Source organism: Mesorhizobium sp. B2-2-3, assembly GCF_006442405.1.
Lineage (GTDB): Bacteria > Pseudomonadota > Alphaproteobacteria > Rhizobiales > Rhizobiaceae > Mesorhizobium.
Genome location: NZ_VFWC01000019.1, coordinates 24,449 through 38,745, shown reverse-complemented (window position 1 = coordinate 38,745; position 14,297 = coordinate 24,449). Strand labels below are relative to the sequence as shown.

The window sequence follows — 14,297 nt, the reverse complement described above, 5'->3', positions numbered from 1 at the left end:
GGGTCTCGCGATGTAGCGCTCTCCCGCTACCACCTTTCACCTGTGTACGGCCCGGAGACATAGGTAACAGAATGTACCTAAGACATGGGTGACAACCTCGTGCTGAACGGGTTGGACAGGCTCGCGCCGATGCGGGTCGCGTTGGGAGGAACGTCTACACCTCTTCCGTTTCGAGCACGAATGTCCCGGTGGGGATGCGGTTGGTGATCATGGCGCGGATGCCGGCATCGATGGCGGGGTCAGTTTCGTCGAATAGGCCGCAGGCCTGCAGCGCCTTGCGCTGGTCGACGGAGCGGCCGAGATATTCCAGAAGCACGACCGAGGCCGCTGGTCTCCGCCCTCGTAAAAGGGGCATGCCCGTCTGGATGCCGACCAGATAGGCGACGCTCGTCTGGTAGCTCGGATAGAGGATCACCTGGGTGATGCTGGTCTTGAGCAGGGTTTCGGATTCGAGCGCGAATATGCGATCGCCGAGCAGCAGCAGGGCGGCCGAATATTTCGAGGTCTTCACGCCATATTTGCCGAAATGGACGAGCCTTTCCATGCATTTCCAGAAATAGCGGCCTTCCTTTTCATAGATCACGACCAGGCATTTGATGATCTTGCCGGCATAGCCGAACGAGTAGAAATAGCGGAAATAGTAGCCGACATAGCGCCCGAGATCGCCGGAACGCTGATAGAGCTGCTCCATATGCACCAGCATGTCCGACGGCGCGTGGACGCCGAGCGGGCGGCGGCGCAGGCCGACGATCTCGGCAAAGCGCTGCTGGTCCATCAAAAGCTCGCCTTCGCTCACGCCGAAGAAATCGCAGATCTTGCGCATGTTGCGGCGGGACGGCCAGGTCTGGCCGCTCAGATATTTGTTGAACTGCTGGCGGTTGATCTGCAGGCGCCGGCACACGGCGGCGATAGACGGATAATAGCTGCACAGGAAGGCGAGGTTCTGGGGAAGCGGTTCGGTCTGCATGACCTAATGCATACTGACGCCAGAACAGTGTCAAGTCGCGAAGGGTCGCGAAATTGTGCGGCACCGCCGATTTGCCCAAAGTGGCGCTCTCCAACAGAGGCCTCGTCATGCGCACAGTGTCCAACTTCCCCCATCCGATCCGCTCGGTCGAGCATTTCGAGATTCCGATGCCGGACGGTTGCCGGCTTGCGGCGCGCATGTGGCTCCCCGAGGGTGCCGAACAAAAGCCGGTGCCGGCTATCCTGGAATACATCCCCTATCGCAAGAACGATCTGACCGCCGCGCGTGATGTCGTCATGCACCCCTACGTGGCCGGCCACGGCTACGCAGTGGTGCGCGTCGACCTGCGCGGAACCGGCGATTCCGAAGGGCTGATGCTCGACGAGTACCTTCAGCAGGAGCTGGACGACGGCTGCTCGGTCATCGAATGGCTGGCCTCCCAGCCCTGGTGCGACGGCAACGTCGGCATGATCGGCATCTCCTGGGGCGGCTTCAACGGATTGCAGATCGCGGCCATGCGGCCGCCTGCGCTGAAGGCGGTGATCAGTTGCGCCTCGACCGACGACCGCTACGCCGACGATGTCCACCACATGGGTGGCACGCTGCTCATCGACAATCTCTCCTGGGCGGCGATCATGTTCGGGCGCAACACGCTGCCGCCCGACCCACGCAACAAGCCGCACAATTGGCGCGCTTTGTGGCACAGTCGATTGAAGGAAAGCGGGCTATGGCTGAAGAACTGGCTGGAGCACCAGCACCGCGACAAGTTCTGGAAACACGGTTCGGTCTGCGAGGATTTCGGCGCGATCACCTGCCCGGTCTACGCCGTCAGCGGCTGGGCAGATGGTTATTGCCGCTCGGTCTTCCGCCTGATGGAAAAGCTGCAGGGCCCGCGCAAGGGGCTGGTCGGGCCATGGGCGCACACTTATCCCCATATCGGCAAGCCTGGTCCTGCCATCGGCTTTCTGCAGGAATGCGTCCGCTGGTGGGATCAATGGCTGAAGGGCCGTGACACCGGCATCATGGACGAGCCGATGCTGCGCCTGTTCATGCAGGATAGCGCCCCGCCGCAAACTTCCTACGAGACGCGCGCCGGACGCTGGGTCACGGAGCCGGCATGGCCATCGCCGAATATCGAGCGGCAGTCCTTCTTCCTTTCCGGCAATGGGCGCCTGTCCCTACGCCGGGCAGACGATGCGGCCGGAACGCAGACGGTCCGCTCGCCCTTGTCGGTTGGCCTGCGCGGCGGCAAATGGTGCTCCTATGCCGTGCCCGGCGACCAGCCGGCTGACCAGCGCGGCGACGATGCCGGCAGTCTGGTCTATGAGACGCAAGAGCTGGCGCACGATGTTGAGATCGCCGGCGATGCAATGCTCGATCTTGTCTTCGAAAGCGACAGGCCCGTCGCCATGGTGGCCGTCCGTCTTTCGGATGTCGCCCCCGATGGCGCGACGACGCGCGTCAGCTACGGCCTTTTGAACCTGACGCATCGCGATAGCCATGAGAGGCCCGAACCGCTCGAACCGGCAAGGCGCTACCGCGCCTCTGTCCCCTTCAAGCACGTAGCACAGCGCTTCAGCGCGGGCCACCGCATACGCCTTGCCATCTCGACAAATTACTTCCCGATCGCTTGGCCTTCGCCCGAGCCGGTCACGCTCACCGTCCATCCGACGGATTGCCGCCTTGAACTTCCGGTCCGCGTCGGAGGCGCCGGAGATCCGGCGCCGGCACCTTTTGCCGAACCCGAAGGGGCGTCGCCCTTAGGGGTGGAGACGATCTCGAAGCCGCAAAAGGATTGGGCGATCACGGAGAATCTGGCAGACGCTTCGACTGTCGTTGAGATCGGCGAAGGCACCGGCACCTATCGCATCGTCGACAACGATCTAACCATTACCTCGCTCGGCCGCGAACGCTATTCCTTCCGCGGCGATGATTTCGGGTCGGCCAGGGCCGAGGCGAAATGGGAGTTCGAATTTTCGCGCGCTGATTGGCGCATGCGTTCTGTGACCGAAACGACCATGACCGCGACGCCATCGCACTTCCACGTCGAGGCGCATCTCGAGGCATGGGAAGGCGACGAGCTTGTCCACGAACAGAAATGGACCGAGGCGATAGAGCGTCGCCTGCTGTGACATTCGCGAACTGACGCTAATCTCGCTCACATCTGCGTCGGCAGCGAAATTGACCGGCTTGCCGGCTGAATTGAAGAATGCGCCGTCCGAACTCGCGGCCCCATCAGGCGGCGCGGTACCAAAAAGAGGGATCCCGGCAATCGTCGGGAAACCCGCTCAGTTGAAAGGGGAACGAAACCGTGAATGGAATGAAATTGAATCGCAGGCATTTCCTGCAGGCAGGCGCCGGCCTCGGCGCGGGGATCATCGCCTCCGGCCTGCCCTTGTCGCAGGCCGTATGGGCGGCCGAAGGCAAGGTACTCAAGGCCCGCGCCTATTCCGATATCGACAAGCTCGATCCTGGCTTCTACCAGAACGCGTACAATGTCGACGTCATGAACTGCATCTACACCAAGCTTACGCGCTATAAACCGGGTTCGGAGTGGGGCTGGGAACTCGAGGCCGCCGAATCCGTCGAGCAGATCGATCCGACGCACATCCGCTTCCGCCTGAAGAAGGGCATCAATTTCACTGGCGGATTTGGCGAAATGACCGCCGAGGACGTGAAGTTCTCGTTCGAGCGCGTCATCCAGCACAATTCTCCGGTCAAGGGCGACTGGGGTCCGCTCGACCGCATCGAGATCGAGGACGACCATACTGGCGTGATCGTGCTCAAGACGCCTTTCGTGCCGCTCTGGAACATCACTCTTCCCTATGGTTGCGGCCACATCGTCTCGAAAAAAGCGGTGACGAAGGCAGTTGCCGACGGCGGCGATTTCGGCATGAAGCCGCCCTGCTATTCAGGTCCCTACGTGTTGTCGGACTGGAAGCCGAACCAGCTCGTCCTGTTGACCCGAAATCCCGAATGGAAAGGCCCCAGGCCGGGCTTCGACGAAATTCATATCCTGCCGATGAGCGATATCAAGACCGCCGAGCGCGCCTATCAGGCCGGCGACATCGATTTCACCGATTTCAGCCTCGATTCGCTGGCCACTTTGAAGGACAGCCCGCCCGAAAACACCAAGATCGAAGAAAAGCCTTCGCTCTACTATGTCTATATCGGCATGAACTCGGACCATCCGAAGCTGAAGGACGTCAATGTCCGCAAGGCGATTCAATGGGCCATCAATGTGCCGCAGATCATGGACGCGGCCTATTCAGGCCAGGCACAGGTCGCCACCGGCCTTATCGCTCCAGGCTTGGTGGGACACCGGGAAAAAGCGCTGATACCGCCGGAGGGCGATCTCGAAAAGGCGAAGCAGTATCTTGAGAAGGCCGGCATCACCGAACTCAGTCTCACCATCGACGCGCTTAACGTGACCACCTTCTCCACGATCGCGGAAATGGTCCAGGCGCAGCTGTCGCAGATCGGCATCACGGTCGAGGTCAATGTTCAGGATTCCGGTTCGTTCTGGACCATCGGCATGGAATCGGAAGGCGAACGCTGGAAGGACATGCAGCTGATCGTGCAGCGTTTCTCGATGGTGCCGGACCCCTATTACGCCACCACCTTTTTCGTGCGCGACCAGGTCGGTGTGTGGAACTGGGAGCGCTTCCGCAGCGAGCGCTTCGACGAGCTCAACGCCAAGGCGGTGACCGTCGAAGACCCGCAGGAACGGGCCAAGATGTATTATGAGATGCAGGACATCATGGAAGATTCCGGCTCCTACCGGTTCCTCACCCATGAAGGCTCGCCGATCATGTACCGAACGACGCAACTCGAGGCCGAGACGCGCCCAGACGGGCGGCCACTCTATCTCGGCTTTGAGCCGAAATCGGCCTAGGGCGTTCTAGGAAAAGTGCGTAGCGGTTTTCCGTCCGGAATTGCGAAAAAACAAAGGGTTAGAGCGGGTCGGCGATTCTATCAAACGCTGAACCGCTCTGACGCGGTCGCTGGGACAGGCTGAGTCAAAACATGTGGTTATATCTTGGCAAGCGTATCGTGCTGGCGGCGGCAATTGTCGTCGTTGCCGTCACGCTGCTGTTCCTGATGATCCAGGCCGTTCCCGGCGATCCCGCCGCGGTCCTGCTCGGACCGCGTGCGACGCCGGAACTGAAGGCGCAATTGCACGAGGAAATGGGCCTCGACAAGCCGCTGCCCGTGCAGATCGTCTCATTCTTCGGGGGGCTGCTGCACGGTAATCTCGGCACCGATGTCTTTACCCAGCGCCCTGTCGCGGCCATCGTTTTCGAGCAATTGCCTTACACGATCGAACTCATCCTGGTTTCGATCGCCTGGGCCGTTATCGTCGGCGTGCCGCTCGGCTGCTATTCGGCGCTGCGCCGCAACTCCGTGATCGACAAGGTCGTGGGTGTATTCGCGGTCGGAACCATCGCCATCCCGTCCTTCGTCATGGCGATCTATGCGCTGTTGATCTTCTCGGTCGGCCTGCGCTGGCTGCCGGCCATCGGCGCCGGCTCAGGCTTCCGCGACGGGTTCGTCCATCTCATCCTTCCAGCCTTCGTCGTCGGTATCGGCTGGGTGGGCTACATCTCGCGCATCGTGCGCGCCTCCATGCTGGAGATTCTTGGCGAGAACCACATTCGCATGGCGCGCTCCTTCGGCCTTTCGGAGCGGCGCGTCGTGGCGCGCTACGCGCTGCCGCTCGCGATCCTGCCGACTGTGACGATCATCGGCGTCGGCATGGCGCACCTGCTCTCGGCGGCGGTTTTCGTCGAGGTGGTCTTCGCCCGGCCCGGCATCGGCGCTCTGATCGTCAAGGCGGTGGATTCGCGCAACTATCCGATCGTCATGGGCACGGTCCTCGTCACCACCGTTCTGTTCGTCATCTCCACGACGCTCGCCGACCTCGTCAACGCGGCGCTCGATCCAAGAATCCGCGAGAATTTGTAGCGTGTCCGAAGTTCAACTCATTCGCGAGGCGGTCGATGAACGCAGCGGGCAGGGCGCGGCCGCCATGTTCCTGCGGCAATTGCGCAAGTCTCCGCTCGGCATGATGGGCGCCGTGCTGGTCGTGCTGATGGTGGTGACTGCGGTCTTCGCCACCTGGATCGTGCCTTACGATCCGATCAAGATCATGGTTGGGCCCCGGCTGGCGCCGCCCTCTTTGCATTTTCTTCTCGGCACCGATCAGTTGGGACGCGATGTCTTCTCGCGGGTCGTCATGGGCGGAAGGATCGCGCTGCTCGTCGCCTTCGTCTCGTTGGGCGCCTCGCTCAGCGCAGGGCTTGTGCTCGGCCTCATCGCCGCCTTCGGTCCGCGCTGGCTGGACAATCTGCTGCTGCTGGTCTTCGACACGATCCGCTCCTTTCCGGTCATCATCTTCGCCTTGGCAGTGGTGACGCTGCTCGGGCCGAGCCTTGCCAGCGTCATCTTCGTCGTCGCGATCACGTCCGTGCCGATCTATGCGCGCGTGGTGCGCACGCAGGCCCACGCACTGCGCGAGAGCGAGTTCATCACTGCGGAGCGCGCCATGGGCGCCGGCATCGTGCGCATCCTTGCCGTGCACGTGCTACCCAATGTGATCGGGCCGCTGCTGATCCTGGTCAGCATGGATGTTCCGCTGGTCATCACGCTGGAGGCCGGCATGAGCTTCCTAGGCATGGGTGTCCGTCCGCCGACGCCGGACTGGGGAACCATCCTCAGTGACGGCTATGGCTATATCCACAAGACCGTGTGGCTGGTGATCGCCGGCGGCATCCCGATCGTCATAACCACGCTGGGCTTCACTTTCCTCGGCGAGGCGCTGCGCGACATTTTCGACCCCAAGCTTCGGAAAGACCTATGAACACCGGCGCTCAGGCAAGACATTCTCCAAACCGCGACCCGCTTCTGGCGATCCGCGGTCTGTCTCTCGATTTCGGCACGCCGCGCGGTCGCGCCCATGCACTGCGCGACATCCATATCGACGTGTCGGCGGGCGAAGTGGTCGGCATCGTCGGCGAAAGCGGTTCGGGCAAATCGACGCTCGCCTATGCCGTGATGGGGCTGCTGGCGGAAAATGCGGAGATGGTGAACGGCGCCATCCTGTTCGAGGGGCGCGACCTGCTCGGCATGGCTCCGGCGGAGCGGCGCGGCTTGCTCGGCAACCGCATGTCGATGATCTTCCAGGATCCGATGACGGCGTTGAACCCGGTGCGCAGCATCGAAAGCCAGATGATCGATATCCAGCATCACGAGGGCGGCTCGCACCGGACCAAGCGCCAGCGCGCGCTGGATATGCTCCATCGGGTCGGCATTCCGGACCCGGAGAGCCGCATCTGCGGCTATCCGCACGAGTTTTCCGGCGGCATGCGCCAGCGTATCTGCATCGCCATGGCGCTGCTGGTGAAGCCGGCGCTGCTCATCGCGGACGAACCGACCACAGCGCTCGACGCGACGCTGGAGGTGCAGATCATCCATCTGTTGAAAGAGCTGCAAAAGGAGATCGGCTGCTCGATCCTGTTCGTCTCTCACCACCTCGGCGCTGTCGCCGAGCTCTGCGACCGGGTGGCGGTCATGTATGCGGGCGAGGTGGTCGAATACGGCACCGTGCGCGACATCTTCCGCCGACCGGGGCATCCCTATACGCGCGCGCTGCTCGAATGTGATCCCGGACGCATCAGGCAACGCACCCGACAGTTGCCGACGATCCCAGGCGAGGTGCCGAGCCTCCTCGGTACCCAGGCGGGTTGCATCTTCCGTCGGCGCTGCCCGCAAGCCTTTACCCGGTGCGTGGATGACAGTCCTGTCCCGTGCGCTATCGGCGCAACGCACACCGCACGCTGCCATCGTCTCGACGACACGCTGGTGGCGCCGGCATGAGCCCCCTGCTTTCTGTCGAGGATCTTCGCGTACGCTTCCGCACCATGGGCCCGCTGAAGGCGCTCGCCAGCGGCGTTAAGAACCCGTTCGTGGACGCCGTCTGCGGCGTTTCCTTCGAGATCCGCAAGGGCGAAACGCTCGGCCTCGTCGGCGAAAGCGGGTCGGGAAAATCCACCATCGCCCGCACCATCATGGGCCTCCGGCCGCCGACGGGCGGCACGATACGCTTCGATGGTCAGGTGCTGAACGGCCTCGCCCCGACGGAGCGCAAGCCGCATCTTCGGCGCATGGCGATGATGTTCCAGGATCCGGTCGGATCGCTGTCGCCGCGCCTCACTGTACGCTCGCTGCTGATGGAGCCTTTCCGCATTCACGGCGTTACCGGCCGCGACCCCGCCGCCGAAGCGGAACGCCTGCTCAACATGGTCGGCCTGCCCGCCGACTTCGGGCGGCGATATCCACACCAGCTTTCCGGAGGCCAGGCGCGCCGCGTCGGCGTGGCGCGGGCCCTTGCATTGCAACCCGATCTTATCATCGCCGACGAGCCGACCGCGGGACTGGACGTGTCCGTTCAGGGTGAAGTCCTCAATCTGCTTGGACGCTTGCAGGGCGAACTCGGCATCGCCATTCTCATCATCACGCATAATCTCAATGTCGTGCGCCACATGACCGATCGCATGGCGATCATGTATCTCGGCCGCTTCATCGAGGTCGGCTCGACTGAGCGGATATTCACGCAGCCGCGCCACCCCTACACGGAGGCGTTGCTGTCGGCCAATCCGGAACCCGACCCGGACGCCGTGCTCGACAGGGTCGAGCTCAGCGGCGAGGTGCCGAGCCTGATGACGCGCCCAGCGGGCTGCGAGTTTCACACCCGCTGCCGCTGTGCGCAGGGCATCTGCAAAAGCGTCTTCCCGTCCCGGGCAGCCGACCGGGAAGATCCCCGCCATGTCTTCAATTGCCACTTCCCGCTATCGGAACGTGCGCTCGCCGGAGCCACCAATGTCTCGTGAAATCCTCGATGTTCCTCTTGCCAACGGCACACCGGGCAGCCAACACAGCGTGCGCATCATCCGGTATGGTGCCGCCGACGCGCGCCCGAAAGCCTACATACATGCCGCGCTGCATGCCGACGAAGCGCCCGGCCTGCTGGTGTTACACCATCTGGTCGAGCAGCTTGACGCCGCCGACGCGCGCGGCGAAATCCGGGGCCAGATCGTCGTCGTTCCCTACGCCAACCCGCTCGGCCTGGCGCAGTTCGTCAATGGCGATCATCTGGGGCGTTACGATCTGGCCAGCGGCCGGAATTTCAACCGCAAATGGCCTGATGTCGCCGGCGAATTGACCATCCGACTTGCCGATCGGCTCGGAAGCAGCGCCGACGACAACACGGTGCTCATCCGCAGCACGATTCGCGAAATTCTCGACGAACGCGGCGCAGGGCAGCCTGTCGATTCCCTTTACACCGCCTTGGCACGCGAGGCTTTCGATTCCGATCTTGTGCTGGATCTGCACTGCGACGACGAAGGGCTGATGCATCTGTTCGTGCGGCCCGAGATCTCGGCCGAGTTGTCCGACCTTGCGCGGGAACTCGGTTGCCGGGCGGTGTTCTCACAGGGTTCGTCGGGCGGCTCAACCTTCGCGGAAGCAAGCGTCGAGCCCTGGATCAGGCTTGCGGCTGCCCTTCCCGATAAGGTGATCCCGATCGGCTGCCTCGCCGCGACGGTGGAACTGCGCGGCTTCATCGACATCAGTGATGAGATGGCGTCGGCTGACGCTTCCGCCTTGCTCAACGTGCTTCGCCGCCGCGGCTACGTCGCGGGGCAAGCGGGCCTGCCGCCCGCCGCGCTTTGCGAGATCACCGGCTTCGATGCGTGCGATGTGGTTCGCACGCCCGCTTTCGGTGTCATCGTCTACCGCGCCGAACTGGGTGAACGCGTCACTTGTGGACAGCCGATCGCGGACATCATCGTGCCTTCTTCGCTGGGCCGCGAGGCGCGCGTGACGGTACGGGCGCGCACCGACGGGCTCGTGGTGACGCGAAGGCTGAAGAAACTTGTCGCCGCCAATCAGGTCATTGCCAAGGTGGTGGGCCAAAAGCCCCTCGCCCACCGGACAGGCTATCTGCTGGAGGATTAGATCGATCAGCGGGCGCGGGCACTTCTTGACCGCAGATCGATGATTGGCGGCCACGCGTAGAAACGAGGTCCGTTCGACCTGATCCTGTCCCGGGCTCTAGGCCAGGGGCCGACCGCCGTCGACCGGAATGATAACGCCGGTCACGAAACGGAGATGGGTCGCAGCCGCCAAAACCGCCTCGGCGACATCGTCGGGCGTGCCCAGCCGCCCCAGCGGCGTCCGGCTTGCCTGTTCGTCCCGCCAGGATTCGTCACGGCCCTTGATGAAGTCGGTGTCGACGACGCCGGGCGAGACCGACACGACCCTGATTCTCGGGGCCAGGGCACGCACCAGCGACTTGGTCAGATTATCGACAGCGGCTTTCGACGCACAATAGGCGACGTTGCTTCCCATGGCGGTGACCCCTGCGATCGACGAGATGTTGACAACAACTCCGCTGCCGGTGCGATCGAGCAGCGGCCGCATGGCCCGCGTCGCAGCAATCACACCGCGCACGTTGACGCTGAAGATGCGGTCGATCAATTCATCGTCCAGGCTGTCGAGATCCGGATGTGGCACGAAGCGGGTTGTCCCGGCGCAATTGACCAGGACATCCAGCCGGCCAAAGCTTTTCTCGATCTGACCAGCGAGGCGCGCGAGGCAATCGCTGTCCGTCACGGTCGCCTCGGCGACGAAGTGGTCGCCGTACGCCAATGACGAAACCAGATCGTCGGCCGTCTGCCGCGAACGGTTGTAGCCGATGACAACCGAAGCCCCTTCCGCAGCAAGCCTGGATACGATCCGCGCGCCGATGCCGCCGGTTGCTCCAGTGACCAGGGCAACCTTGCCTGTGAGTGTGGCTGTCATGGCCGTCTCCTGAGTGTCAAACCCCGGTGCTTCGCTTATGGGCGGCCAGCGCCATTAGATTACGGTCGCGCCAGGCGCTGCGTTCGGCGAGTTGGGATGCTGACAACTTTTCGCGGCGCGCTTCCTCGGCCTTGGCAACCAGCCCTTCCGACCAGGGGGCCGGATCGCGCCTGGCGAGGGCGATCGAATGGTAGAGCGGTCCCAGACGTCTCGCGTAGTCCGCGATCCCGCCGGGCGCATTCAGATCGATCGTCTCGAAAGGCCCCATGAAGGACCACCGGTAGCCGAGCCCATGCGACACCGTAAGGTCGATATCGGCGGCACTTGCCACGCCCTCCTCGAGCAGGGCCCAGGCTTCGTTCAGCAATGCCCCCTGAAGCCGGTTGAGGACGAACCCTTCGACTTCCTTGCGCACGATCACGGCAGCCTGCCCTACGGCCTGCATCTGCACCCGCAGCCACGCAACGGCCTCCGCGTCGGTCCAGGGCGCCGGGACCAGTTCCACCAACGGGATCAAATGCGGTGGATTGACGGGATGAGCGACAAGAAAACGCCGGCGGTTGGCACAGGACCCGGTAAAGGCCGAGGCCGGAATGCCGGAGCTGGAGCTGCCTACGACCGCGTCGGGCCGCATCGCCCGGTCAATCTCCAGACAGACCGCCTCCTTGATGTCGCGCACTTCCAGCACCGACTCCTGGATGTAGTCGGCATCCGCTACCGCACCCTCCAGCGTATCGACAACGTTCAGCCGCCGCATGACTGCATCGACGGCATCTACCAGCCCGGCCTCTTGCATATCGGCAAGACTAGCCCGGATCTTGTCGAGCACCGCGGCGCGGATGTCGGCGCTGCCGTCATAGATGGTCACATCATGGCCGGCCCGGGCGAAGACGATCGCCCAGCCACGGCCGACCAGTCCGGCACCGACGATGGCGACTTTGCGGATTGCGTCCATCATTGCACCCGCGACGTCTCGCCGTCCGCGAGGCAAATTTCGGTGATCCGCAGGCCATCCTGAGTGATGCGGGATGGGAACCGGTCCTTCAACCGCTCTTCGTGGATGGGAATGACCCGCCGTGCCTCGTGGCCCACCTGCTTCATCATCTCCTCGGTAGCGAGAACGAGATTGGTCTGGCTGCCGACCGCAAGCCCCACCGGAACGTAGAGCGTCTCGATATCGACGGCAGCTCCCGAGCCCTCGATGTTATCGAAGACGTAGACCAGATCGCCAGCCAGCACCCAGGTGTCGTCCTTGCCGTTGCGCACGGTGACCCACATCGACCCGTAGGTATGGCTGTCAAAAGCGGCATGGAGATCGATGTCGGGCAGGACGTCCTGTTTCGATCCGTCGATCGTTACCAACCGCTTCTGACGGGCCAGATCGACGCCGCGCACGATGTCGCCGGGGTCGACGGCTACGTTCATCCAGCGCATGCGGTCCGGCAGCGACATCGCCCAGACCCACTTCGCGATCTCCCTCTCCTGGATGTAGAAGGTCGCATTCGGGAAGTCCTCGACATTGCCGAAATGGTCGAAATGCGCGTGCGTGACGAAAACTGTGTCGACGTTCTTGGGCGAGAGGCCGATTTCGCCAAGAACGGCGTCGGGCGAGTGCCAGTTCTCGACGCCAAATTTGTCGGCGAGATGCTTGCCGTAGTCCTTGTTGTTGTAGCCGACATCGACCATCGCGACGCGACCGTTGCCCTTGATCAGCGCGTAGCAGTAAGGAAGCTTGACGTAACCCTGGTTGTGGGCGCCGTAGAGCACCCCGCTCTTGTGGTAGTTGCTGACATAGCTGTACTCAAGCACCCAGATCGAATATTGGCCCATTGCTTCCTCCCTGTTGTCGCCAACGCTGCACACAGCTGCAGCAGGCGTGATTGAAATCGACCGGCGTCATACCGGCCTGCGGTTCCGACGCCGCCTGCAGCCCGGCGTAGGCGCGTTTGATCCTCTCCCCGGCCCGGTCGAGCTCCTGCTGCCAGTCGCGCCGCAGTCGGGCCGAACCGAAATCGTCCAGGACCTCGCCCAGCGTTGCATGAGCGGCCCCCAGACGCGCGCAATGGCTTTCGAGCCCATGCGGCGCGTGCAAGGCGCCCAGCCGCTGCTCCACCTCCGTCCACCGTTCGCGGGCCACCGGAATGTCAGGCAGATCGAGCACGTCGCGGCGTCCGCCGGCCTGAGCCAGGACCAGCAGGCCAGCGAGTTGGCCGATCAGCCGGCGCAGGCCTTCGTAGACGGGGCGGGTTGCCACGACGTAGCGGACGATGGCTTCGTCGGCCAACGCGGCATCGTTCACGGTGGCGACGGGTTCCTCGCTTCCGGTGACGGAGGCATGGGGCGCCGCGACGACCTCGCAGTCATAGCGGTGGACGCTTACCGCCCGCTCGAAGAAGCGCTTTCCCGGGATATCAGCCATGGTGCCTTTTTCGCGTCGTCGCGCGCTCGATCACCGCGCCGGGCGGGATTAGTTGAACGATCGGCTCCCGGCCGGAATTCGTGCTCAATTCCTTCGCCAGGCTGACCGTGGCCTCGAGCATCTGGTCAATGGGCTGCCGGACGGTCGTCAGCCCGTGCGAAGGCCAGTGGGCCATCTCGATATCGTCGAAGCCGACGATCGAAATGTCGTCCGGCACGCCGAGCGCCAGCTCTCGCCGCACGCCGTCGAGAAAGCCAATGGCGAGAATGTCGTTGGCGCAGAAGACACCGTCGGGAACCTCTTTCACGTCACGCAGCTTGCGCGCCGCTTCGTAGCCGGCGTGATAGCTGAACTGGCCTGCCTCGATAACTATCGGCGCGGCGAGGCCACGCTCGACGGCGCGTTCGCTGAAGCCCCTGTGGCGTGCGACATTGGTGGAGGCATCGGGCAAGGCGGCGATGTAGGCCAGGCGCCGGTGGCCGGTATCGACGAGATAGTCGGCGATGCTGCGGCCGCCGAGTATATTGTCGCAGGAAATGCCGAACGCGTGGTCGTCGGCCGAGAGTCGGTTGAAAAAGATCACCGGAGTGCCGGCTCTACGGCATTCCTGCGCGGCCGCCGAAGACAGGGTGGCCGCCAGGATGATGGCAAGATCTGGCTGGTAGTTGAGCAGCAGGCGTAGCGCCTGGTCGACGTCTCCCGACTGGTCGGCGGCGACGAGCATCACGTTCATGTCGATGGCACGAAGGGCGGTGGTCAGCCGCGTCAGCACTTCCGGATAGAACGGGTTCTTGATGTCCGCGACGACGATACCCACGATACGCGTCTTCTTGGTGATGAGGCTGCGCGCGAAAGGGTTCGGCGAATAGCCGATCTCCCTCGCACGGTTCAGCACCAGGTCTCGCGTATCCTTGGCGATCACGGCATCGGCGTGAAAGGCCCTGGATACGGTCGAAACAGACATGCCGAGATCGCGCGCCAGATCCTTCACGGTCAGGCGGGGCTTGCTGTTCTTGTTGCGGGCGATGATCGACATGAAAACTCCGTTGG

13 protein-coding genes are annotated in these 14,297 nt (G+C 63.2%); 7 read left to right on the top strand and 6 right to left on the bottom strand.

What is annotated here, in order from left to right; genetic code table 11:
• Positions 1 to 154: 154 nt before the first annotated feature.
• The gene (locus FJ951_RS26305; protein ID WP_140518024.1) at positions 155 to 967 is read right to left on the bottom strand and encodes a helix-turn-helix transcriptional regulator; all 813 of its coding nucleotides are present in this window, start codon (positions 965 to 967) and stop codon (positions 155 to 157) included.
• Positions 968 to 1,074: 107 nt separating this feature from the next.
• Between FJ951_RS26305 and FJ951_RS26300 the strand changes: the two genes are divergently transcribed.
• The 7 genes from FJ951_RS26300 (at position 1,075) to FJ951_RS26270 (ending at position 9,982) form a co-directional block, all read left to right on the top strand.
• Positions 1,075 to 3,099 (top strand): CocE/NonD family hydrolase, encoded by a 2,025-nt coding sequence (locus FJ951_RS26300; protein ID WP_140518023.1) that lies wholly within the window; start codon positions 1,075 to 1,077, stop codon positions 3,097 to 3,099.
• Positions 3,100 to 3,287: 188 nt separating this feature from the next.
• Complete coding sequence (locus tag FJ951_RS26295; RefSeq protein ID WP_140496108.1) at positions 3,288 to 4,862, top strand: ABC transporter substrate-binding protein; 1,575 nt, start codon at positions 3,288 to 3,290, stop codon at positions 4,860 to 4,862.
• Positions 4,863 to 4,993: 131 nt separating this feature from the next.
• Positions 4,994 to 5,932 (top strand): ABC transporter permease, encoded by a 939-nt coding sequence (locus FJ951_RS26290; RefSeq protein WP_140518022.1) that lies wholly within the window; start codon positions 4,994 to 4,996, stop codon positions 5,930 to 5,932.
• A 1-nt stretch (position 5,933) separates the two neighbouring features.
• The gene (locus FJ951_RS26285) at positions 5,934 to 6,827 is read left to right on the top strand and encodes an ABC transporter permease (RefSeq protein WP_224680319.1); all 894 of its coding nucleotides are present in this window, start codon (positions 5,934 to 5,936) and stop codon (positions 6,825 to 6,827) included.
• Positions 6,824 to 7,843 (top strand): ABC transporter ATP-binding protein, encoded by a 1,020-nt coding sequence (locus tag FJ951_RS26280; RefSeq protein ID WP_140518021.1) that lies wholly within the window; start codon positions 6,824 to 6,826, stop codon positions 7,841 to 7,843. The genes FJ951_RS26285 and FJ951_RS26280 overlap by 4 nt, the downstream gene beginning before the upstream one ends.
• Positions 7,840 to 8,856, top strand: coding sequence for an ABC transporter ATP-binding protein (locus FJ951_RS26275; protein ID WP_140518020.1), 1,017 nt, complete (start codon positions 7,840 to 7,842; stop codon positions 8,854 to 8,856). The genes FJ951_RS26280 and FJ951_RS26275 overlap by 4 nt, the downstream gene beginning before the upstream one ends.
• Complete coding sequence (locus FJ951_RS26270; protein ID WP_181168601.1) at positions 8,846 to 9,982, top strand: succinylglutamate desuccinylase/aspartoacylase family protein; 1,137 nt, start codon at positions 8,846 to 8,848, stop codon at positions 9,980 to 9,982. Before FJ951_RS26275 ends, FJ951_RS26270 begins: the two co-directional genes overlap by 11 nt.
• 96 nt (positions 9,983 to 10,078) lie before the next feature.
• Here FJ951_RS26270 and FJ951_RS26265 read toward each other — a convergent pair whose 3' ends face one another.
• From FJ951_RS26265 to FJ951_RS26245, 5 genes are read right to left on the bottom strand one after another with little or no spacing between them, the layout of a single operon-like run.
• Positions 10,079 to 10,828: an SDR family oxidoreductase gene (locus FJ951_RS26265; protein ID WP_140518018.1), complete on the bottom strand. Its 750-nt coding sequence runs from the start codon at positions 10,826 to 10,828 to the stop codon at positions 10,079 to 10,081.
• A gap of 16 nt (positions 10,829 to 10,844) precedes the next feature.
• Positions 10,845 to 11,783 (bottom strand): 3-hydroxyacyl-CoA dehydrogenase, encoded by a 939-nt coding sequence (locus FJ951_RS26260; protein WP_246671786.1) that lies wholly within the window; start codon positions 11,781 to 11,783, stop codon positions 10,845 to 10,847.
• Positions 11,783 to 12,658, bottom strand: a complete 876-nt coding sequence (locus FJ951_RS26255; RefSeq protein ID WP_140518016.1) for an N-acyl homoserine lactonase family protein — start codon at positions 12,656 to 12,658, stop codon at positions 11,783 to 11,785. The genes FJ951_RS26260 and FJ951_RS26255 overlap by 1 nt, the downstream gene beginning before the upstream one ends.
• Entirely contained in the window at positions 12,630 to 13,247 is a 618-nt protein-coding gene (locus FJ951_RS26250) for a hypothetical protein (RefSeq protein WP_140518015.1), read from the bottom strand. The genes FJ951_RS26255 and FJ951_RS26250 overlap by 29 nt, the downstream gene beginning before the upstream one ends.
• Positions 13,240 to 14,283, bottom strand: coding sequence for a LacI family DNA-binding transcriptional regulator (locus tag FJ951_RS26245; RefSeq protein ID WP_140518014.1), 1,044 nt, complete (start codon positions 14,281 to 14,283; stop codon positions 13,240 to 13,242). The genes FJ951_RS26250 and FJ951_RS26245 overlap by 8 nt, the downstream gene beginning before the upstream one ends.
• Positions 14,284 to 14,297 lie beyond the last annotated feature (14 nt).